The organism is Tunturiibacter empetritectus (assembly GCF_013410875.1).
Lineage (GTDB): Bacteria > Acidobacteriota > Terriglobia > Terriglobales > Acidobacteriaceae > Edaphobacter > Edaphobacter empetritectus.
The window spans coordinates 65,537-86,324 of the sequence record NZ_JACCCU010000002.1 but is presented as its reverse complement, the minus strand read 5'-3'; the positions used below and the strand labels follow the sequence as shown (position 1 = coordinate 86,324).

Genomic DNA, 20,788 nt, shown 5'->3' with positions numbered 1-20,788 from the left:
GCATGTCCAGTACCCGAAGTGCTGCTTCAAAGTTAATTATAGAGATTCGACCATAACTCATACGCCAGAGCTATCTTATTGTTCTGGATAGGGTTAGGCCTTCCTGGGGCTTGACAGGCCAATTTGTCCTCTGTTTGCTTGCGTGGGACGTGTGGCTAATCTTTGGGGGCTGGCGGGAAGTATTGATCTTTTGATCGGTGGGAGAAGCCCTCAAACGCGACGGATAGAGGTGATGCTAGAGCGATGGGGGGGGGTGGAAGGTGCCTCAGGGCAAAAAAATGCGGCACGAACGGTGCTTTGCTCGTGCCGGGAGGCCAGTGACGCAACTTGTGTCAGCCTTTGCTTGGATGGTGCGGGCTGAGATATTTCACGGGGCGGAAGACTCACGCTCTCGTTGAATTGAAGATACCACAATATGGAGGAAAAGAAAGCAAAATATGTTCCATCATAGAAATTTGATGGTTTTATGGGCTACTTTTTGGCTATTTCGTGCCAAGATTTCATGTTAAAACGCTTATAATCATTTAGTTATAACAAATAGCACTTTTCCCACATATTTTCTTCGATGAAAATATAGGTGTCGATTCATTCTATGAAATACAGTTTTTTGCGGGCTAATGTTGGCTGCGCGACCTTAGGGGCAATGTGCGGTAGAAGGAGAGACAGAGGAAATACAGGATCTCTCCACTGCGTCACGCGATAAGACTTCGCGACTTCGGTCGAGATGACGAGCCGTAAAGGGAAGGTCCTCTATGACAGGCTCCTTCTATCAGAGAAACTGTCCTGCCGGACGGGCCTCCTGCGCGGAGCGCGGCCACTTCGTGGCGGGTATACCTTGTTGTGGTGAGGGAGCGATGCTGGTCCTCCCGTTGGTCGGAAAAAATGATCCCAACTAACGGGAGGCCCATGCTCCTTCTCTTGCCTAGACCGGGACACACGCCACGAAGTGGCCGCGCTCCCCGCAGGAGGCCCGTCCGACAGGACACCCTGGGGAGCTTTTTGCGGGCGTCTTCTATCCGGGTTAGCTGTTTTATGCGGGAGGAAACTCTTTGCTGAGCTGGGCGGCCATGGAGGCGTCGCGATGGGTGATGCCGGCGGCGTCGTGAGAGACCAACCCGAGGACAACCTGGTTGTAGCGGATGTCGATGTCGGGGTGGTGGCCGGCGGCCTCTGCCAGAACGGCGACCCGGTTGACGAAGGCCATCGCTTCGAGGAAGTCCTTGAAGGTCCACTCGCGCACCAGCTTGCCACCCTTGAGATGCCACTCGGGGTGGGCCTTGAGGACGTCCTCGATCTCGGCTGCATTCATGGCTTTCTTCATGGGGAAATCACCTCGTCCTGCGATCCTAGCTTCCGATCCTAGATGTGTTGCTTGTCCGGCGCAACCGGGAGCGCGCTGCTACTCAGTGAGGACGGCAAGGGGAAACGTGATTCGGTGGCGATGCGCAGATTAGACCAGGTTTCAGCGGGGAGAGCGAGGAAGACCTCGACGATCTGCGGGTCGAACTGGGTTCCGGCACAACGGGTGATCTCTTCTCTGGCTTCGGCGAAGGTTGTTCCCTTGCGATAGGGGCGGTCGGAGGTCATGGCGTCGAGGGTGTCGGCGATGGCGAAGATGCGGGCGCCGAGGGGGATCTGCTCGCCGCGGAGGCCGCGGGGATATCCGCTGCCGTCGAACTGCTCCTGGTGGGCGTAGACGATCTCGGCGGCCTCGCGGAGGAAGGAGATCTTGCGGACCATCTCGTAGCCGCGCTCGCAGTGCTGCTTCATGATAGCGGTCTCTTCGGGGGTGAGGCGGCCGGGCTTGAGGAGGATGGCGTCGGGCGTGGCGATCTTGCCGATGTCGTGGAGGAAGGCTCCGCGGGCGATGATGCGTAGGTCTTCGGACTCGAGACCCATGGCCTGTGCAAGGGCGCTGGTGTAGGTGGTGACTCGCCGGGAGTGGCCTTCCGTCTCCTGGTCGCGGAGGTCGAGCGCGTCGCCCATGGCTTCGAGGGTGATGTCGTAGCTGCGCTCGAGATCCTGCATGGTGGAGCGGAGGCGGCCGGTTCTGGCGGTGACGATGGCTTCGAGGTTGTGGCGGTAGAGGGTGTTCTGTTTGCGGAGGCGGCCGTGCTCGATGGCGCGAAGGACGACGCTTTCGAGGTCGGTGCGTTCGAAGGGTTTGAGGAGGTAGTCGACGGCGCCGCGGCGGAAGGCGCTGGTGACGACGTAGATGTCGTTGATAGCGGAGAACATGACGACAGGGATGTTGGGGTGGTCGGTGCAGAGGTGGTCGAGCAGGGTGAGGCCGTCGATGACTGGCATCATGACGTCAGACAGGACGAGGTCGTAGTCGGGGTCCTGCTGGAGACGAGTGAGGGCTGCTTCGGCGCCTTCGGCAGTGGTGACGGAGTAGCCGCTGCGTGCGAGAAGTGCTGCGGCGACCGATCGTACGGATTCTTCGTCGTCAACTACTAGAATTCGTTCCTGCGTCATGGATGGATACTTTCGCGTAGGGACGCTGCCGTCTTTTGATTTGGATGCGAGCGGCTTCTCTTATGCGTCTTTATCGGCGGTTGAAGCGGCTGGATGAGGTGTACGAGGATGAAGCTTTGCAAAAAAATCCTGATATGGGCCGGGGGGTGGTTTTCTCGTATTTTTGGCGTTTTTTTTGAAGGGGGTTGGCGGAAAAGGGCGTAGTTGGTGTGGTGTTTTGGTGGTGAGATCGTGGTGGTTAGTGTGGTGGATCGTGGTGTTTGGGGTGCGCCTTTTTGAGGTGCGAAAGATACGCCACGATCTTCGGATTTATTTTTGTCCTTCGAGTTTTTTTGCCTTGTGTGATTTTGAGTGGGTTTTGACAGATGGACGAGGGGGATGTAGCTTTGGCGCCATCAGGCGGGAGCCAATTCGGAGGGACTTATGAAGACGCTGTTACTTCTGGTGGTGATGTGCACTACCTCCCTGCACGCGCAGATGGAGGGGCTTTGGGAGGGGTACGACGGAGAGTGGGCTCATGTCTCCCGACAGCTGGTTGCGCTGGCGGAGGCTACGCCAGCAGACAAGTTTGCGTGGCGTCCTGCGCCTGGGGTGAGGTCGACGAGCGAGGTGTACATGCATATCGCTCTGGCCAACTTTTATCTGTTGAGCGTGACTGGTCCACCGATGCCGTCAGACATCAAGTCCGAGGAGATGGAGAAGACTGTGACCTCGAAGGCGGACGTGATTGCTTTTCTGAAGCGGTCGCTGGAGGCGGTGAAGACGGCGCGTGCTCAGTTGAAGCCGGGGGATCTTCAACGGAAGGTCACGATCATGAAGAAAGAGGCGACCGTGGATGGGATGTATCTGCGCATTCTGGTTCACGATAATGAACACATGGGACAGCTGATCGCTTATGCTCGCATGTCGGGCGTGGTGCCTCCCTGGTCGGAGCCTGTTCACAAATAGACGCTGGGCTTTGTGTGGTGCTAAAAAAGCCACGATCTTCGAATTTATTTTTTGAGGGTGCTGTTTGAAGACAGTGCCCTGCCGGATGGGCCTCCTGCGCTCAGTCACCCCACAAACGAAGACCTGTTTGTGGGGACCCCGATTCGGCGAGCGTTCGCACGCCTTTTTAAGGCTTCGCGTGGTCCTCCCGTTGGTCGGAACAACTCTTCCTTCGCGACCAACGGTAGCACCAACCGAAGGGGTATACGTGTCACGAAGTGACCGGCCCACGCGTAGTGGGCCTTTCCGGCAGGACAGTCTCTTAGTTGGTGTTTTGTTTGGCGGTGGCTTTGCGGGCAGCTACCCAGCCGGGTTTGTTGGTTTGGCGGGAGCGGCCCAGGGCCAGTGCGCCATCGGGGACGTCTTCGGTGATGCTGCTGCCGGCGGCTATGTACGAGCCGGCGCCGATGGTGACGGGGGCGACGAGGGTGGAGTCGGAGCCGATGAAGGCGCCGTCGCTGATAGTGGTGAGGTGCTTGTGGACGCCGTCGTAGTTGCAGGTGATGGCTCCTGCGCCGATGTTGACGCCTGCGCCTATGACGGTGTCGCCGAGGTAGTTGAGGTGGTTGGCCTTGGAACCTTTGCCCAGCGTCGCTTTTTTGGTTTCGACGAAGTTGCCTACGTGGGCCCCGTCGCCGATTTTGCTTTCGGGACGCAGGTGGGCGTAGGGGCCGAGAATGGCGTTGTTGGCGACCTCGGCGGTGTCGAGGATGCAGCCGTTGCGGACGAGGACGTTGTCGCCCAGCTGCGAGTTCTGGATGACGGAGTAGGAGCGGATGCGGGAGTCGCTGCCGATGCGGGTGGCGCCGAGGAGCTGTACGTAAGGCTCGATGACGGTGTCCGGACCGACGGTGACGGTGGAGTCGATTACGCAGGTCTCGGGGCGGAAGATGGTTATTCCTGCGGCCATGAGGCGATGGGCGGTGGCGAGACGCATGGCGGCGTCGAGGTGCATCATCTCGGCGATGGTGTTGGCTCCGAGGACTTCGTCTACGCTGTCGGCTTTGACGGCGACGACGCGCTTGCCTTCGGCTACGAGCATGGCGGCGATGTCGGTGAGGTAGAACTCGCCATGGGCGTTGTTGGTGGTGAGGGCGTCGAGGCGGGCGAAGAGGGCTGCGGTCTCGAAGCAGTAGATGCCTGAGTTTATTTCTGGTGCGGTGAGCTGGTCGGGGCGGAGGGATTTTTGCTCGACGATGGCGGTGACTTCGGGCTTGTCTGGTTTGTCTGGGGATGCGCGAATGACTCGGCCGTAGCCGGTGGGGTCAGCTGGTACGGCGGTGAGGATGGTCATGGCTGCGTGCTCGCGAAGGTGAGTGTCGCGGACGGCGGCGATGGTCTCGGGACGGATGAGGGGGACGTCGCCGGAGAGAACTAGAAGATGTTGCGGGATTGGTCTGCCGGAGAGCTCGAAGTCGGCCTTGAGCATCTGAAGGGCGTGGCCGGTGCCGCGCTGCTCGGGCTGGAGGACGAACTGGACGCCGGTAGAGGCTACGGCGGTGCGGACGCGGTCGGCTTCGTGGCCGATGATGCAGAAGATGTGGCCGGCGGGGACGGCGGTTTCGGCAGCGGCGATGACGTGTAGGAGGAGGGCTCGGCCGCCGATCTCGTGAAGGACTTTGGGGCGCTTGCTTTTGAGGCGGGTGCCTTTACCGGCGGCCATGATGGCGATGGCGAATTGGTTTGAGTCCATAGAGGCTATCGTCTCATGGGAGAGGTGGAGGGAGGAACTGAGATGGGTGCGGCTAGAAGAGAGGAGTGCTTCGTGCGGTGGCGCTTGATTTCGGAGACGTTGTCTTCGACCCAGTTGGTGAGGGTTTTGATGTGATCGGCGACTTCGGTGCCGAGGCTGGTGAGGCTGTATTCGACCTTGGGCGGGATGGTTGGGTAAACGGTGCGCAGGACTAGGCCGTCGGCTTCGAGAGCTTTGAGAGATTGGGCGAGCATTTTCTCGCTGACGCCGCCGATGCCTCGGACCAGTTCGCTGAAGCGTTGGGTGCCGTCGAGAAGAGTGAGGAGAACGAGCGATCCCCAGCGGGAGGTGATGTGGTCGAGTACGACGCGGGAGGGGCAGTTCGCATCGTAGAGATTGCCTTTGCGTCTGCGTTGTCTGCTTGCGAGGACCTTTGCCTGAGTGGCCATGTTAGTAGCTTACCTTGAGGTACGTACTTACGTAAAGTTAGCTTCTCGGTTAGGCTGAATTCGAGGGCTCAGATTAGACGGCTGCCCGTGAGAGAGCAAAAGAGAACGACAAGGAGAAGGACATGATCGTAGTTACAGGAGCATCGGGGAAGTTGGGACATCACGTTATTAACGAATTGCTGAAGAAGGTGCCAGCGGGGCAGATCGTTGCGGCGGTGCGGAGTCCGGAGAAGACTGCCGACCTTGCGGCGTTGGGAGTGCAGGTGCGCCAGGCGGACTACACGAAGCCGGAGACGCTTGCCTCGGCCTTTTCCGGAGCGGAGAAGGTTTTGCTGATCTCTTCAAACGAGTTGGGACAACGGGAAAAACAACATCAGGCAGTGATTGATGCGGCGGTTGCGGCGAAGGTGAAGCTGTTTGTCTATACGAGTCTTCTGCGTGCGGATACTTCGAAGCTACTGCTCGCGCCGGAGCATGTGGCGACGGAGAAGGTGGTGAGAGCGTCGGGTCTGCCGTTTGTGATTCTGCGGAACGGCTGGTATCTGGAGAATCATACGGAGGCTCTTGGACCTGCACTGGAGCATGGAGCGATTTTGGGAGCAGCGGGCGAGGGACGTTTCGCAGCGGCTGCGCGAGAGGATTATGCGCTGGCGGCGGTTGCAGTGCTTACGGGTGCAGGCCATGAGAAGAAGGTGTATGAGTTGGCGGGGGACGAGTCGTACACGTTGACTGGTCTTGCCGAGGAGGTGTCTCGCGCGGCGAAGACTACTGTGGTGTATCGGAACCTGACGCAGAAGGAGTATGAGAGTGCTCTGCTGGGCTTTGGTTTGCCTGCGCCCGTGGCGGGGATACTTGCGGACTCAGATGCGGGAGCGGCGAACGGAGAACTGGATAGTAAGTCTCGGGATCTTCATACGTTGTTGGGGCATGCGACGACGCCACTTGCAGAGGCAGTGAGAGTTGCTGTGGCGAAGTAAGGGTATGTGCTCGAGCGGATTTGCTGCTGTCTGGAGGAAGACAACAGCAGATTCCCTTCGGAAATGACAAACAAAAAATCACGGTAGATTCGAAGGACAGGGCAGACTTTACATTTACTGCTTCTTGCATAGACCTCTACGCTTTCGGTGGATTGCGTGACCGGATCGTAGAGGTTATGGCTATACGGGTTTCCTCGGGGTTAGCGGTAGACGGGTAGTTGGGTTGTTTCGGTTGTGGTGGATTTGGCGCGCCACTTGGCGGTGAGTTGTTTGTCGGAGAGGGCTTTAATGAAGACGCCGCCTACTACGCTGCGAGCCTGGAAGCCGACTTGTTTGCCGGTTTTGGTGTCGTACCAGTCGGTGAGGGGGACGCGGGTGGAGGTTTCGTTGGTCCAGCGGTAGATGGGGTCGACGATGGCGTTGAACTGGTCGGGGTTGGAGGCGAGGGTTGCGGTCCAGATGGACCAGTCGAGCTTGGTGTAGTCGGCGCGGCTGTCGAGGGGGAGGCCGTAGAGGTTGAGCTTGGTGAGGTAGAAGGCGACTTCGCTGTCGCGGACGCTGTTGGGGAAGAGGTTGTAGTCGAGGATCTTGTCCCAGACGAGGTTGTACTTCTGGCTCCAGGTGTTGGGGCTGTTAAAGGCGATCTTGTAGTGGTCGCCTTCCTTGGCCATGGTGATCCACTTTTGTGCCATCTCTTTTGCGGTGGATTGGTATTGCTTGGCGACGGCTTCCTGTTTGAGGAGATGGGCTAGGTCGGCGTAGGCGGCCAAGGCGTCGATGGCTTTGAGGGAGAGGTTGGCGTTGTGGGCTACGTGTCCGGCGAAGTCGTCGGTGGTGAGCTGGGTTTCGGGGTCCAGGCCGTGGAGGTTGAGGTACTCAGCCCACTTGGTGAGCGTTGGCCAGTAGCGTTGGGCTAGTTGAGGAGAGCCTTCAGCGCGGGCTACGGCATCGACGAGGATGATCATGTTGCCGCTCTCTTCTACGGGCATCTGGTCTTCTTCGGTTTTTTCTCCGCCGCCGTAGACCTGACCGTTGGCGAGAGGGTACTGGCCGAGGTCGTGGGGGGAGAAGGGGAACTTCCAGCGGGCGAGGGAGGCGTACTCGAGTACGGGGAGGAGTTGGGCTTCGAGGAGCCTGGGATTGAAGAAGAGGAAGATGGGGGCGGAGGGGTAGAGGACGTCTACGGTGGCGATGCAGCCGTTGGAGAAGTTTTCCTTGGCGAAGAGCATGGGGTCGCCGTTGGCGTCGGCTACGAGCTTGTGTGCGGCGATGGCCTGGCGGTAGGAGAGGATGGCGATGTAGGCGTAGTGTTCGCCGCCGACTTTGGTGAGATCGGCGGTCAGTTCTTTGTCGAAGGCTTCGCCGCGCGTTTCGAGAGCGGAGTATTGCTGTTCGGCTTGATCGAGCATCTGGTCTACGGGTTGGTTGTTGCGCTGCCAGTAGGGGCGGAGGTTTCTCTGGAGGTACTGGATTGCGTAGGTGTCGGTGTAAGAGACGAGGATGTGGCGGGTGATGGGCTGATTGGTGACGGAGCCGAAGTCTATGATCGTGGCGAGCATTGAGCTGGAGTGGTCGGCGCGCTCGGGCATGTCCATGGTGTCGGTGGTGGGGAGCTGGCCGGTTGCGGTAAAGGCTGTGGCTGCGTGGGGCGCGAGGTAGGTGGCGTAGTGTGGGTCCTTTGGGACGGCTAGATGGAAGTAGCCCCAGTCGATGCGGAGGTCGTCGCCGGAGCGGTTGAGGATCTTTTGATCCTGCGAGCCGGTGGAGAGGACGTTGAGGGTAGTGGTTTGATTGCGGAAGGAGTTGATCTGCTGGCTGCGGTCGTTGACGGCGATGACGGGATCTACGTCGAGGAGGAGGGAGACTTGATGAGGTGTCGCGTCGGTTGATTCAGCGGTCCAGGTTAGGTAGGTTACGGGGCGCGAGAGGACATCGAGGTCGCTGAGGATGGCGGGGGTGAAGAAGACGAGGCGGAGGGTGATACCGCTCTGGCGGAACTCGTAGGTGGTGTGGGTGGGCGTGATGGCGTGGGCTGTCTGCTGCATCGCGGAGACGGTGTCCGGGTTGTGGCCGAGGAAGCGGAAGGGCTTGCCGTCGATGCGGACGATGCCGGTGATGGGCTGCGGGGCGCCGGTCCAGTGGGTGGTGTCGGCGTCGGTGAGGTTGTCGGTGGTGGACCAGACGCTGAAGTAGGGGTCGTGGGCGATGAGCGGAGTGGCGGGAGGACGCTGGGCTTGGAGGGGGAGAACGTTGAGAAAGAGAGATGCAGCAAGTAGCGGGAGCGGGTGCGTGTTTTTTATAACGAACCTCCGGAGACGATGACGCTTTTCAAGAATAGAGCCATCGTTGCCTTCGCGGGAGTTGAGTCGCTAAGGATCCGTTTACGAACTGTCTGCTTGGGGTAGCAAATTACCTGTTACCTGGCTGATCTAAAGCAGTCCGCTATTTGCCTGGTGGCGGACTTGTCCAGTGCTCCTGCGCAACGGCGTCCGGCCATGCCGAGCCTGGGGGCGACATCGTAAGCCAAGTCTCTGCGAGCTTGCCTGCCTCGATCCGGTAGAGTTGCATGCCAGCCTGGCTGTGCGCTTCTCCGGTCTTTGTATCTGTCCACTTGAATGCAAAGCGAAACCAGGCGCGGTCGCCTGCAAAGGTGTGGTCATACACCACCACGCGAATGTCCGGGCGTTCCTCGCGGATCTTGGCTATCTCGGCCGCGTAGGCGTCTCGGGTTACTGTACGGTCGCCCTTTTGGTCGTGCCGGAGATAGGTTTCTGCAACGCAGCTCGGTACGAGGTCGTATTGGCCCTCGTGCCAAACCCGCTCCCATCGGTCGAAGAGGCTTATTAGTACGGACTCGTTTGGCATTGAACTCCTTCGTGCTGGTGGCTCAGTTGGCGTCTGATCGCTAGCGCGAGAGGCGGTATTGTTTGCTCCGAGGAGCGCAAATAGAAGAATCAGGATTCGTTTCATTGTTCACTCTTTGGGGGTGACAACTATTGATTTGCCCTTGGTTGTGTCCTGCCGGACGGGCCCACTTCGCGTGGGGCGGTCACTTCGTGACTTGGATACCGCTTCGCCTGGTGCTCCCGTTGGTCGCGGGCGGGTTTTGTTATTCGGCTGGCTTGCCGCCTGGTGGGGGTGGGATGGTGATGTCTAAATTCTTTACCGTGCCGAGTCCCAGGGTGGCGAGTGACGGTGTGATTTGAGACTCGTTGCCTACTACGATGACGGCGAGTTTGTTGGTGTCGATGTACTTGTTGGCTACGCGGGAGACATCGGCGGAGGTGACTTTTTCGATGCCGGATTTGTATTTTTCGAGGGTGTCGGCGGGGTAGCCGTAGAAGGCTAGGGTGACTTGCTCGCCTAACGTTTTGTCGGGCGAGTCGTAGTGGAAGATGAAGGAGTTGAGGACTTGATCTTTGGCCTTGCTTAGTTCGGCAGGGGTGGGTGGTTCGGTTTTGAGGCGGTCGATCTCGGCGAGGAGGGCTTTGGTTGCGGCTACGGTGGTGGCGCTCTTAGTTGCGGCTTCGACGACGAAGATGCCGGGGTGGTCGTACGAGGCGCCGTAGTTGCCCTCGACGGAGTAGGCGAGGCCGAGTTTGGTGCGTACGTCCTGAACGACGCGGGAGCCGAAGCCGCCGGAGAAGACCTGGTTCATGACGGAGAGGGCGTAGTAGTCGGGGTTGCTGCGCTCGGTGCCGAGGCCGACGATGATGACGTTGGATTGGTTGACGTCATCTTTGGAGACGAAGTTGACGTTGGGCTTGGGGTCGGTGAAGGTGGCTTTGAAGGACTGGAAGCGCTGGCCGCGAGGGATGGGAGCGAAGGCGGCGCGGAGTTTGGCCTCCATGGCGGCGGGGTCGAAGTCGCCTGAGACGGCGACGATGATGTTGCTGCCGACTACGGTGTGGGTGTGCCAGGCTTTCAGGTCGTCGAGGGTGACGGCGCCTACGGTGGCGTACTCGAGCTCGCGGGCGTAGGGGTTGTGGGGACCGTAGGCGATCTTCGCGGCTTCGCGGGTGGCGATGCCGTTGGCGTCATCGTTGCGGCGGGCGATGCCTGTCTCGAGCTGCTGCTTGGCTAGCTGGAGCTTGTCGTCTTTGAAGGTGGGGTGGAGGAGGAGGTCGATGGTGGAGGCGAAGACGGTGTCGAAGTCGCCCTTGAGGCTGGACCAGGCCATGGAGGTGGAGGCGGTGCCGCCAGCGGTTTCGATGGAGGCGGCTTTGGCTTCGAGGACGTCGTCGAGCTTGTCGCCGTCGATGGTGGCGGTGCCGCTGGTGCGCCAGGTTTCGCCGTAGAGGGAGGTGAGGCCTACTTTGGCGTTGGGCTCGTCGCGGCTGCCGCCACGGATGAGGATGGTGCCGTTGATGAAGGGGAGCTCGTGGTCTTCCTGGAGGAAGAGGACTACTCCGTTTTCCAGTTCGATACGGTGGGGTTGTGCGGGTTTGAAGGCGGGGAGCGGGGGGATGGGGATTTGTTTCCACGGCTGGACCTGCGTGGGTGCGACTGCTGGTGCTGGGGTTTGTGCGGAGGCGCCGAGAGTGGCAACGAGGAGCGATGCGGTAATGATGAACGAGGAGAGATGCTTCACTTCGTACCTCCGGCGGTTTGGGTGGTCTGCGCTGGGGGTGCTGTGAGCATGGCTGTTCCTGGGGTCTCTGTTTTTGAAGGCGTTGAAGCTTGCGGGGCTTTGCGTTGGGGTGGGACGAATTCGATGCGTGCGCTGGTGCGGTTGCTGTCGGTGAAGATCTTGTTGGCGACGCGGCGGATGTCGGCTTTGTTGACGGCGTCGATCTTGTGGAGCTGGTTGAAGAGTTCACGCCAGTCGCCAAAACGGGTTTGGTATTCGGCTAGCTGATGAGCAAGGCCTTCGTTGTCGGCGAGGCCGCGGAGGAGGTCGGCGCGGGAGCGGGTTTTGAAGCGTTCGAGTTCTGCGTCGGTGACGTCCTCGTTCTTGAGGCGGTCGAGCTCTTTGTGAATGGAGGCTCGCATCTCTTCGGGCGTGTGGCCTGGGAGCGGGACGGCGTAGACGGCGAAGAGGCCGGGGTACTTGTCGCCGGGGAAGCCGCTGAAGCCTTGCGCTTCGGCGGCGATGGACTGGTCGCGGACGAGAGAGCGGTAGAGGCGGGCGGTGCGGCCGTTGGAGAAGATGTCGGAGATGGCGTCGTAGGCGGAGTCGTCGGGGTCGAGGTAGTCGGGGCGGTGGTAGCCCTCGATGTAGAAGGGCTGGGTGGCTTCGCGGATGGTGACGGATTTTTCGGCGACCTGTGGCGGCTCGACCGTGGTCATGGGTTCGGGACGCGGGGCGGCGGGAATGGGAGCGAAGTAGCGCTCGAGGACGGGCATGGTCTCGGAGGCTTTGAGGTCGCCTACGACGGCGATGACGATGTTGGCGGGGACATAGTATTTTTCGTGGAAGGTGGTGGCCTCGGTGGCGGAGACCTGGCTGATCTCGCTTTCCCAGCCTACGCCGGGGCGGCGGTAGGGGTGGGCGACGTAGGCGGTGGCGAGGAACTGCTCGACCATGCGGCCGACGGGGGAGGAGTCAGTGCGCATGCGGCGCTCTTCCTGGACGACGTTGCGCTCCTTGTAGAACTCGCGCTCGACGGGATGGGCGATGCGCTGGCTTTCGAGATAGGCCCAGAGCTCGAGGCGGTTGGAGGGCATGCTCCAGAAGTACTGGGTGGAGTCTTCGGTGGTGCTGGCGTTGATGCCGACGGCTCCGTTCTCTTCGGCGATCTGGGAGAACTGGTTGGGTATGACGTACTTTTGCGCTTCGGCTTGTGCGTCCTGGAAGGCTTTGAGGAGCTGGGCTAACTTTTCGGGATTTTGGCCTACGCGTTTGCGGTACTCGGCGTCGTAGGCTGCGTAGGCGATCTCGACTTTGGCGAGTGCGATCTTTTCGGCGGGGTAGTCGGTGGTGCCGATCTCGGTGGTGCCTTTGAAGGCCATGTGTTCGAACATGTGGGCGATGCCGCTGGCGCCGTCGGGATCGTCGGCGGAGCCTGCATCGACGAGGGTGTAGAAGCTGAAGACGGGGGCTTCGGGGCGCTCGCAGAGGATGAGGGTGAGGCCGTTGGGGAGAACTTTGACGGTGGTGCGCTTTTCAAAGCTTGCGAGGTCCTGTGCTTTCGCTGTGAGGGCTAGAGCGATGGCACATGTGGCGATCGCGGCGATGCTACGTTTTACCTTTACCAAAAGCCCTCCGCAGACTTTGCGAGTCAAGAGTCCACTATATCGAAGCCCGGGGCCGGGCTTTATTGCCGGGGGCCGAATATGGCGTTCCAGGTTTGACGTATGAGACGTCGGATTCGCTTCAGGAGGGACTCGGCTTCGGCCTGGATGGTAGTGACGACGGCGGAGAGAAACTGCTCGCGGGTCCAGTTGTTGCGGGCGGCGCTGGGGCCTCGGCGCAGGCAGAGGGCGGCGGCTTCGGCCCAGGAGCCGGACTGGACGGCGGCGATGAGGTGGGGGAAGTCTTTGAAGAGGCCGGCGGGGCCGAGGTTGTAGGTCATGTCGAGGAGGGCGAGCTTTATGGGATCGGGGAGGGTGTCGTAGTGGGGGAGGTGGGCGCGGAGGTCGGTTTCGAAGTTGTGGAGGACGGCGGTTAGTTTTTCGTCGATGGTTTGCTGGGGGAGTTCGAGGCTGGTGGGGGATTTGTAGAAGGCGGAGGCTCGGGCTGGAGGGAGAGAGTCGACGCGGGCGTACTCGGCGGCGATCTCTTGCGGTGTGGCGGGGCGGGTGCCGAGGAGGAAGGGGAGGGATTCGGCGGCTTTGGCGTCGGGGAGCATGAGGCCGACGCCGACGGTGACTTTGCCGACTGTGTCGCGGTACATCCACGGGACGCAGCCTTCGAACTCTTTCAGCTTTGTTAGCGATTGCTCTATGTAATTCGCCACGGTTTTCAGGCTAGCATGGAGATTCTTGCTGGGAGGGCAGAGAGTTTTTCGGCGCATTTTTTTTACAGTGGGAGCTAGGTTGAACCAATATCGTGCGTCTCGATTCAGTTTTGTTCGAGCCTGCTTGTTGAAACTTTTGGATATTCGCTGTGTTTGTGTCAGGTAAGAATGAAGAGGTTGCGATGCCCGGCATCCCAAGCAAGTTGAGATTCTTTCGAGTATTGATCGCCTTCGCCATGGGCTTGATCGGTCTTATACCAGCCCCGATCGCAGCGCGAGCACAAGGCTCCCACCCGGGGCCCGTGACAGGCGTTATTGACGGCGTAGCGTTCGAGGGCGATCAGTATTACGTGCATGGCTGGGCTTGCCAGGAGGGCCAGCGAGGTTCGATCAGCGTCAATCTCTACGCGAGTCATCCGGCTGGCGCTACGCCGGCGGGAACGTATGTGATGGCAGGCAGCGCCGATCTGGTCAACGAGCCTGCTGTTGACCAGGAGTGCCACGACGCGAGTGGCTGCAAGCACAGATTCAGGATTGCGCTGCCTAACCAACAACTGAGAACCTTCCAGGGCAAAAAGCTCTTCGTGCATGGCATCGCTCTCGCAGGCAACGTCGAGAACGCCTTACTGGCAGGATCTGGAAGAGACTCCTTTCCAGCGCCCAGATGGCCGCCCGATCCGCCAACACCCAGCTTTCTGGATGGCCCACGGGTCGCGGCGTTCGATACGGCAAAGGAGTCCTGCGAGCAGATCGACATTCCGGATGCCGCAGCCCGCGCCTTTCGGGACTACAAGGGGACCGTTCACCTCATTGCCTCGCACTACGTCACTCGTGCCGGGCTTGGACCCACTCTTGAGACCGCGAAGCACAACTGCCAGGTGGTCTACAAATCGCCGCACGACGGAAACATTGCGAACTTTGACGACGCTACGTGGCTGAATGCGTTCTACAGCGTCGATGGCAAGCGGATCGTCGCGCTCGGCCACACGGAGTATCACGGGTGGGAGCATCCCGGCATGTGTGCGACAAAAAACGACTCACCCAGCTGCTGGTATAACGTCGATACCTTCAATCTCTCCACCGATGGGGGGTATCACTTCGCGAGGCCCAATCCGCCGGGAAACTACTTCATCAGCCTTCCCTATAAGTATCAGCCGAACCAGGGGCCGGAGGGGTACAGCGTGGACTCGAACATCGTGAAGGTGGGTCAGTGGTACTACGATGAGGTCTACGCGTGGGGATGGCCGCCAAACTGCGGCGGCGGAAAGGGGCAGAAGCCGTGCCTGGTTCCCGATGGAGCATGCGCGATTCGCACCGCGAATATTCTGGACCCTTCGTCCTGGCGCGGCTGGGACGGCAAAGACTTTACGGTCCAGTTCGTTGATCCCTATCGGGGGACGGTGGCCAATCCAAAGGCTCATGTCTGCGCCCCGGTGCCTTACCTGGACTACGCGACGGGAATCAACTATTACCCGGCGTCTCATCTGTTTGTTGCGACCTTGTGGAACCAGGGCTCCGCTTCTTCCTGGGGGCCCGAAGGCGTCTACTTTACGACCTCGCCAGATTTCATTCACTGGAGCAAGCCGAAGTTGGCGATGACGCAGAACCAGATGCTCAAAAGCGAGCCGGAAGGAAATTGGTCGTATATGTATTTCTCGCTCATCGATCCAAAATCGACGGATTCGAACTATATGACGATCACGGACAATCCTTATCTGTACTACGTGAGGATGGATGGGAACCACCCTCCTTACCAGCGGGTCTTGTTTCGTCAAAGGATCAAGTTGAATTGGCTAGCACAGGGGCAGAAGTGAGGTCCTCAAAACAATAATTCAAAGTATCTACAAAATGGTGGACCTCCGGTGATATAAAGACTCGTCGCCAAAGATGTGGAGCGAGCGGCGGCTCGAGAACGATTTCGAACGGCTGAGCTTGAGTTCGAGTTTTGCCCAGTTGGTATGTTTGATATGGTTTCGCCAATTGATTTTATGAGACACGAAAGCTAAACAATGCCCACCACACAATCGACTCGATTCACCTTTACCCGCAGGCAGAGCGCGTCGAATAAAACGCCACGCCAGATCAACCGGAACCTTGTCTTCAATCTGGTTCGCACCCGGCAGCCACTCTCGCGTGCTGATCTTGCCCGGGTCTCGGGCCTGCAGCGCAGTACCGTGTCGCTGATTGTGGAGGATCTGATTAAGGAGAGGTGGATTTTGGAGGGCTCGACGGGGCGGCCACCTCGCGGACGCCGGCCGACTTTTCTGGAGCTGAATCATCAGCGTGCTGTGATTGCGCTGGATATTCATCCGTCGCAGACGACGGTTGCGGTGACTGACCTTGGCGGCAAGATTGTGGCGCAGAATGTGGTGGAGCTGCCGGAGGATCCGAAGAAGGCGATTCAGCCGATTATTGCGGCGATTCGCAAGCTGATGGCGGCGCATAGCGACAAGTCGTTTGACGGGATCGGAATCAGTCTTCCGGGACGCGCCGATCCGCTGAGGGATGAGCCGATCTTTGCGCCGAATCTGAAGTGGCCAATCTCGAGTATCAAGTCGCGCATTCAGAAGGCTACTGGGCTGCGGGTTGAGATGGATAACGTTGCAAATGCGTGCGCGTTGTCGGAGGTTTGGTTTGGCGATAGCGATGGGTTGCATGACCTGGTGGTGGTGAATGTGTCGGAGGGGATTGGGACGGGGATCTTTGCGAATGGGCAGGTGCTGCGCGGGGCGAACGGCATGGCGGGAGAGTTTGGCCATGTGCAGATGGAGATGAACGGGCCGCGGTGCGGATGCGGGGGGCGAGGGTGCTGGGAGACGGTGAGCTCGAATCGCGCGGGGCTGCGCTACTACGAGGAGATAAGTGGAGCGAGTGCACCGCCTACCTTTGCGGCGTTGGTGAAGATGGCGCAGTCGCATGACGCCAATGCGGTAAAGGCTCTGGAGAAGATGTCTTCGTTTCTTGGGCGTGGACTGAGAATGGTTGCGAATGCGCTCGCTCCGAGCGAGATTGTGGTGGTTGGGGATATTACGGCTGCGTGGTATCTGTTTGGGCCGATTGTTGAGGCGGAGCTGAAGCAGAATGCTCTTTCGAAGGCGCCGCGGCTGCGGCCTGCGTTCGAAGGAAATACGGCGCGCCTGCGGAGTGCGGTGGCGCTGGTGATGAATGGGAGCCTTGTTTAGGGATGACGATGTTTCTTTCGGATTTTGGGATGCGGTTGCAGGGTGCTGGTGCTGGTTCGCGGGCTCGATTGGTGGCAAGAACTTCGCGTGGGGTTGTTTTTGGTGTGCTTGTTAGCGCTGCTTCGATGGGCGTCTTGGCGCAGAGTGCTCCGGTGGTGGCTCCTGCGGCGAAGGTTGTGCCAGTGGACGGGCACGCGGCGGGAGATGCGCCGGATGATCCTGGGCCGCTGGCAACGGGACTCTCGAGCGAGTTGAAGCCGAAGGCGATCGATGCGGCGATAAAGAAAGTTGCGGACTGGCAGGTTGCTCACGCAGAGGCACAGTTCAATAAGCAGTGGACGTTTGCGGCGCTCTACGATGGTCTGCTGGCGGCTTCGAAGACGACCGGCGATCCGAAGTATCGCGATGCGGTGCTGCATCTGGCGGAGCGGTCGGAGTGGACGCTGCTCGATGCGCGGTTCCCTCATGCCGATGATCAAGCTTTGGGGCAGGCTTATCTGGATCTCTATCGCGACGATCGGCAGCCGGTCCGGATGGCGGATACGAAGGCAATTATGGATCGTCTGATTGTGCGAGAGGATGATCCGAACAAGCTGCTGTGGTGGTGGTGCGATGCGCTGTTCATGTCGCCCCCGGTGCTCTTGCGGATGTATGCGATTACGAAGGACCGGAAGTATCTGGACTATATGGATCATGAGTGGTGGCTTACGTCGGGGAGCCTTTACAGCCCGCAGGAGCATCTTTACTTTCGCGACAGCCGGTACTTTGTGCAGAAGCAGGAGAATGGCAAGCCGATCTTCTGGTCGCGCGGCAACGGCTGGGTGATGGGTGCGCTGGTGAATGTGCTGCGGATTATGCCGGCGGACTATCCTTCTCGGCCGAAGTATGTGGCGCAGTTTCGCGAGATGGCGGAGAGGCTGGCGGCGGTTCAGAGCCCGGATGGATTGTGGCGGTCAGGGCTGCTGGATCCTGAGTCTTACGAACTGCCGGAGGTGTCGGGGTCGGCGTTCTTTACGTTTGCGATGGCGTACGGGATCAATGAAAAGATTCTCGATCGCAAGACTTATCTTCCGGTGGTGGAGAGGTCGTGGAAGGGAATGCTTGGACACATCTATGCGGATGGGCGGCTGGGTTCGATTCAGCCGATTGATGCGCAGCCGGGCAAGTTCAAGCTTTCGGCCAGCTATGTATATGGCGTGGGTGGATTCCTGATGGCGGGATCTGAGATGCATCGACTCGCGGCGTCGAGGCATTAGGCGGTATTGGATGGTAGCGGCAGGTTGCTCGACTGCGGCACGGGTATGCCTTGCGTGAGGGCTGGAGTGGTCGCAGTGGCTGACCTCGGGTAAAGGGATTGGCTTGTGAGGCGCTGCTGCCAAGCGGCTGTTACCCATTTGCAATGAGTGATTTGCCAAATTGAAGGACTGTTTACTTGACGGACTGAATGGTCATTCAGTATGCTTCGCATCGTTCGGGTATTCCTGCCCGCCGGAGCCTTTGACCATGCCTTCCAGCACCATCGAAGCACCTACACCACAGAGTTCGGGAAAGCATAGCCCCTCCCGGGATCACAGACAGATCAACAAGGTTGCGGTGCTTGGCGCGGGAACCATGGGATCGCGTATCGCGGCGCATATTGCGAACGCTGGGTTGCCGGTGGTTCTGCTGGATATCGTTCCGCCTGGCATCGACGCTAGTGCGCCGAAGCAGGAGCGAAACAAGTTTGTGCTGGCGGCGATGGATGGGTTGAAGAAGTCGAAGCCTGCTGCTTTCTATGCGCCGGAGAGTGCGCGGCTGATCACGATTGGCAACTTCGAGGACGATCTGGCTTTGATTGCGGACTGCGACTGGATCATCGAGGTGGTGGCGGAGAATCTTGAGATCAAGCGGGCGCTGCTGGAGAAGGTGCTGCAACATCGCCGGAAGGACTCGATACTTACGAGCAACACGAGCGGGTTGCCGATTCACAAGATAGTGGAGGGGATGCCGATGGAGCTGCGGCGCCATTGGTTTGGAACGCACTTCTTCAATCCGCCGCGGTATATGCGGCTGCTGGAGGTGATTCGAACTCCGGATACGGACCCGGCGGATATTGCGGCGGTGGAGCACTTCTGCGATCTGCGGCTGGGGAAGGCGATTGTTCACTCGCACGATACGCCGAACTTTATTGCTAATCGTATCGGCACGTTCTCGATGGGTAATGCGATTCGGTTGATGCAGGAGCAGGGGCTGTCGATTGAAGAGGTCGATACGTTGACGGGCTCGGCATTGGGCTGGCCGAAGACGGGGACGTTCCGGCTGGGCGATATGGTTGGAGTAGACGTGCTGGCGCATGTGGCTACGAATTTCTCCGCGCAGGCGGAAAAGATTAAAGATGAGCGCGCTGAGGTGAAGCTGGCTCCTTTCATCGGCAAGATGCTCGAGAGGAAGTGGCTCGGGGATAAGACGAAGCAGGGTTTTTACAAGAAGGAAGGCAAGGACGCGGAGGGGCGCGACCTGCGGCACGTTTTGGACTGGCAGACGCTGGACTATAAGCCGAGCACGCGGCCGAAGTTTCCGGCGATCGAGATGGCGAAGAATGTGGAGTCGACGCCTGCTCGGATTGCGCAGTTGCTGCACGCGGATGTGACGAAGGATAAGGCGGCTGCGTTTTACTGGCCGCTGCTGACGGAGCTGTTTACGTATAGTGCGAATCGGGTGCCGGAGATTGCGGACAATATCGTTGAGATCGATCAGGCGATGAAGACCGGGTTCAACTGGGAGCTTGGGCCTTTTGAGATGTTCGATGCTGCGGGTGTGCGCGCCACGACGGAGAAGATGCGGGCTGCGGGTGCGCCGGTTTCGGCGAATGTGGAGAAGTTGCTGGCTTATGCGGAGAAGCATGGGGAGGCGAATCCTGCGTGGTACAAGGATGATGCTTCGGTGGTTTCGGGGCGGCTGTTCTTTGATCCAGTCAGCGGGGAGTACAAGCCGGTTGTGACGGCGGAGGGCGTGACTTCGCTGGGGGTGATCAAGAAGGCGAATGGGGTGGTGAAGAAGAACCCGGGCGCGTCGGTGATCGATCTGGGCGATGGGGTGGCGGGGATTGAGTTGCACTCGAAGATGAATGCGCTGGGCGATGACATCGTCAATCTGATTACGCAGACGCTGAAGCCAACGAGTGAGATGGTGGGCAACTTCGAGGCGTTTGTTATTACGGGGGACTCGACTAATTTTTCGGTGGGCGCGAATCTGATGCAGCTTCTTCTTGGGATTCAGGAGGAGGAGTGGGATGAGGTGGAGATGGCGGTGCGGGCGTTTCAGAATATGACGCAGGCCATTAAGTTTTGTCCGCGTCCTGTGGTGGTTGCGCCGTATGGGATGTGTCTCGGCGGGGGCGTGGAGATTGCGCTTCATGGCGCTGCGCGTCAGCCGCATTCGGAGTTGTATATGGGTTTGGTGGAGGCTGGTGTGGGGTTGATTCCTGGTGGCGGCGGCTGTAAAGAGATGACGATCCGGTCGGTGGAGGCGGGATCGAGCATTCGTCCGGATGCCCGTGGCGAGGGCGTGGAGATCTTTGAGGCGCTGAAGAAGAACTTCGAGACGATTGCGATGGCGAAGGTCTCGACCAGTGCGGCAGAGGCTCGTTCGTTTGGATTCTTCAAGCAGTCGGACAGCATTACGATGAATCGCGAACGGCTGTTGACGGATGCGAAGACGAAGGCTCGCGCGATCGCTGATGCTGGTTATAGTGCACCTGCACCTCGGACTGACATTGCGGCTCCGGGGGAGAATGCACTGGCTACGCTGAAGCTGGCGGTGTGGACGATGCGGGAGGGGCAGTACATCTCGGACCATGATGCGAAGATTGCGAACTGGGTGGCGTATGCGCTGTGTGGGGGCAAAGTTACGCCGGGTACTCCGGTGACGGAGCAGTATCTGCTGGATCTGGAGCGCGAGGCGTTTCTGTCGTTGTGTGGAGAGAAGAAGACGCAGGAGCGAATTGCGTTTACGTTGAAGACGGGCAAGCCTTTGCGGAATTAGGAGTGCATTGTTCGCGGTCAGGTTTACAAGTTCATCCTTAAAAGATGGGTTTATCTACGGTCTTCGGAGTAGATTCGGAGACAGAAGTCGGGAGTTAGTG

Annotated in this window: 15 protein-coding genes; 6 read left to right on the top strand and 9 right to left on the bottom strand. The window is 59.3% G+C overall.

Annotation, left to right across the window (positions count from 1 at the left end; translation table 11 throughout):
* Positions 1 to 1,030: 1,030 nt before the first annotated feature.
* A complete protein-coding gene (locus HDF08_RS12500; protein ID WP_179639028.1) occupies positions 1,031 to 1,321 on the bottom strand; it encodes a 4a-hydroxytetrahydrobiopterin dehydratase in 291 nt (96 codons plus the stop codon).
* Positions 1,322 to 1,359: 38 nt separating this feature from the next.
* A complete protein-coding gene (locus tag HDF08_RS12495; protein ID WP_179639027.1) occupies positions 1,360 to 2,478 on the bottom strand; it encodes an HD domain-containing phosphohydrolase in 1,119 nt (372 codons plus the stop codon).
* Between the two features lie 423 nt (positions 2,479 to 2,901).
* On the opposite strand from HDF08_RS12495, the gene HDF08_RS12490 reads away from it, so the two are divergent.
* Positions 2,902 to 3,426, top strand: a complete 525-nt coding sequence (locus tag HDF08_RS12490) for a DinB family protein (protein ID WP_179639026.1) — start codon at positions 2,902 to 2,904, stop codon at positions 3,424 to 3,426.
* Positions 3,427 to 3,727: 301 nt separating this feature from the next.
* On the opposite strand, the gene glmU is transcribed toward HDF08_RS12490, so the two are convergent.
* Both glmU and HDF08_RS12480 read right to left on the bottom strand, forming a co-directional pair.
* Entirely contained in the window at positions 3,728 to 5,158 is a 1,431-nt protein-coding gene (gene glmU / locus HDF08_RS12485; protein WP_179639025.1) for a bifunctional UDP-N-acetylglucosamine diphosphorylase/glucosamine-1-phosphate N-acetyltransferase GlmU, read from the bottom strand.
* A 5-nt stretch (positions 5,159 to 5,163) separates the two neighbouring features.
* Positions 5,164 to 5,607: a winged helix-turn-helix transcriptional regulator gene (locus tag HDF08_RS12480; protein ID WP_179639024.1), complete on the bottom strand. Its 444-nt coding sequence runs from the start codon at positions 5,605 to 5,607 to the stop codon at positions 5,164 to 5,166.
* A gap of 122 nt (positions 5,608 to 5,729) precedes the next feature.
* Here HDF08_RS12480 and HDF08_RS12475 point away from each other — a divergent pair, with 122 nt between their 5' ends.
* Positions 5,730 to 6,584, top strand: a complete 855-nt coding sequence (locus HDF08_RS12475) for an SDR family oxidoreductase (RefSeq protein ID WP_179639023.1) — start codon at positions 5,730 to 5,732, stop codon at positions 6,582 to 6,584.
* Positions 6,585 to 6,784: 200 nt separating this feature from the next.
* Here HDF08_RS12475 and HDF08_RS12470 read toward each other — a convergent pair whose 3' ends face one another.
* The 5 genes from HDF08_RS12470 to HDF08_RS12450 all read right to left on the bottom strand — a co-directional run bounded on the left by HDF08_RS12470 (position 6,785) and on the right by HDF08_RS12450 (position 13,483).
* Positions 6,785 to 8,791 carry a glutaminase family protein gene (locus HDF08_RS12470; RefSeq protein WP_373563222.1) on the bottom strand — a complete coding sequence of 669 codons (2,007 nt, stop codon included), beginning with the start codon at positions 8,789 to 8,791 and terminating at the stop codon, positions 6,785 to 6,787.
* Between the two features lie 235 nt (positions 8,792 to 9,026).
* Positions 9,027 to 9,449, bottom strand: a complete 423-nt coding sequence (locus HDF08_RS12465; protein WP_179639022.1) for an ester cyclase — start codon at positions 9,447 to 9,449, stop codon at positions 9,027 to 9,029.
* 244 nt (positions 9,450 to 9,693) lie between these two features.
* Positions 9,694 to 11,175, bottom strand: a complete 1,482-nt coding sequence (locus HDF08_RS12460) for a M16 family metallopeptidase (RefSeq protein WP_373563181.1) — start codon at positions 11,173 to 11,175, stop codon at positions 9,694 to 9,696.
* Positions 11,172 to 12,782, bottom strand: coding sequence for a M16 family metallopeptidase (locus tag HDF08_RS12455; protein WP_218884685.1), 1,611 nt, complete (start codon positions 12,780 to 12,782; stop codon positions 11,172 to 11,174). Before HDF08_RS12455 ends, HDF08_RS12460 begins: the two co-directional genes overlap by 4 nt.
* Before the next feature lie 59 nt (positions 12,783 to 12,841).
* Positions 12,842 to 13,483: a lysozyme family protein gene (locus HDF08_RS12450; RefSeq protein ID WP_179639021.1), complete on the bottom strand. Its 642-nt coding sequence runs from the start codon at positions 13,481 to 13,483 to the stop codon at positions 12,842 to 12,844.
* Positions 13,484 to 13,665: 182 nt separating this feature from the next.
* Here HDF08_RS12450 and HDF08_RS12445 point away from each other — a divergent pair, with 182 nt between their 5' ends.
* The 4 genes from HDF08_RS12445 to HDF08_RS12430 all read left to right on the top strand — a co-directional run bounded on the left by HDF08_RS12445 (position 13,666) and on the right by HDF08_RS12430 (position 20,688).
* Entirely contained in the window at positions 13,666 to 15,297 is a 1,632-nt protein-coding gene (locus HDF08_RS12445; protein ID WP_179639020.1) for a hypothetical protein, read from the top strand.
* Between the two features lie 195 nt (positions 15,298 to 15,492).
* On the top strand, positions 15,493 to 16,665 hold the full coding sequence (locus HDF08_RS12440; protein ID WP_179639019.1) for an ROK family transcriptional regulator: 1,173 nt from the start codon (positions 15,493 to 15,495) through the stop codon (positions 16,663 to 16,665).
* A gap of 2 nt (positions 16,666 to 16,667) precedes the next feature.
* Positions 16,668 to 17,921 carry a glycoside hydrolase family 88/105 protein gene (locus HDF08_RS12435; protein ID WP_257031107.1) on the top strand — a complete coding sequence of 418 codons (1,254 nt, stop codon included), beginning with the start codon at positions 16,668 to 16,670 and terminating at the stop codon, positions 17,919 to 17,921.
* A gap of 247 nt (positions 17,922 to 18,168) precedes the next feature.
* The gene (locus HDF08_RS12430) at positions 18,169 to 20,688 is read left to right on the top strand and encodes a 3-hydroxyacyl-CoA dehydrogenase/enoyl-CoA hydratase family protein (protein ID WP_179639018.1); all 2,520 of its coding nucleotides are present in this window, start codon (positions 18,169 to 18,171) and stop codon (positions 20,686 to 20,688) included.
* The last annotated feature ends 100 nt before the right edge of the window (positions 20,689 to 20,788 follow it).

Excerpts from the sequence above, each read along its gene's own strand:
- HDF08_RS12500 (WP_179639028.1), bottom strand. The coding sequence starts at position 1,321 with ATGAAGAAAGCCATGAATGCAGCCGAGATCGAGGACGTCCTCAAGGCC.
- HDF08_RS12495 (WP_179639027.1), bottom strand. The coding sequence starts at position 2,478 with ATGACGCAGGAACGAATTCTAGTAGTTGACGACGAAGAATCCGTACGA.
- HDF08_RS12490 (WP_179639026.1), top strand. The coding sequence starts at position 2,902 with ATGAAGACGCTGTTACTTCTGGTGGTGATGTGCACTACCTCCCTGCAC.
- glmU (WP_179639025.1), bottom strand. The coding sequence starts at position 5,158 with ATGGACTCAAACCAATTCGCCATCGCCATCATGGCCGCCGGTAAAGGC.
- HDF08_RS12480 (WP_179639024.1), bottom strand. The coding sequence starts at position 5,607 with ATGGCCACTCAGGCAAAGGTCCTCGCAAGCAGACAACGCAGACGCAAA.
- HDF08_RS12475 (WP_179639023.1), top strand. The coding sequence starts at position 5,730 with ATGATCGTAGTTACAGGAGCATCGGGGAAGTTGGGACATCACGTTATT.
- HDF08_RS12465 (WP_179639022.1), bottom strand. The coding sequence starts at position 9,449 with ATGCCAAACGAGTCCGTACTAATAAGCCTCTTCGACCGATGGGAGCGG.
- HDF08_RS12445 (WP_179639020.1), top strand. The coding sequence starts at position 13,666 with ATGCCCGGCATCCCAAGCAAGTTGAGATTCTTTCGAGTATTGATCGCC.
- HDF08_RS12440 (WP_179639019.1), top strand. The coding sequence starts at position 15,493 with ATGCCCACCACACAATCGACTCGATTCACCTTTACCCGCAGGCAGAGC.
- HDF08_RS12435 (WP_257031107.1), top strand. The coding sequence starts at position 16,668 with ATGACGATGTTTCTTTCGGATTTTGGGATGCGGTTGCAGGGTGCTGGT.
- HDF08_RS12430 (WP_179639018.1), top strand. The coding sequence starts at position 18,169 with ATGCCTTCCAGCACCATCGAAGCACCTACACCACAGAGTTCGGGAAAG.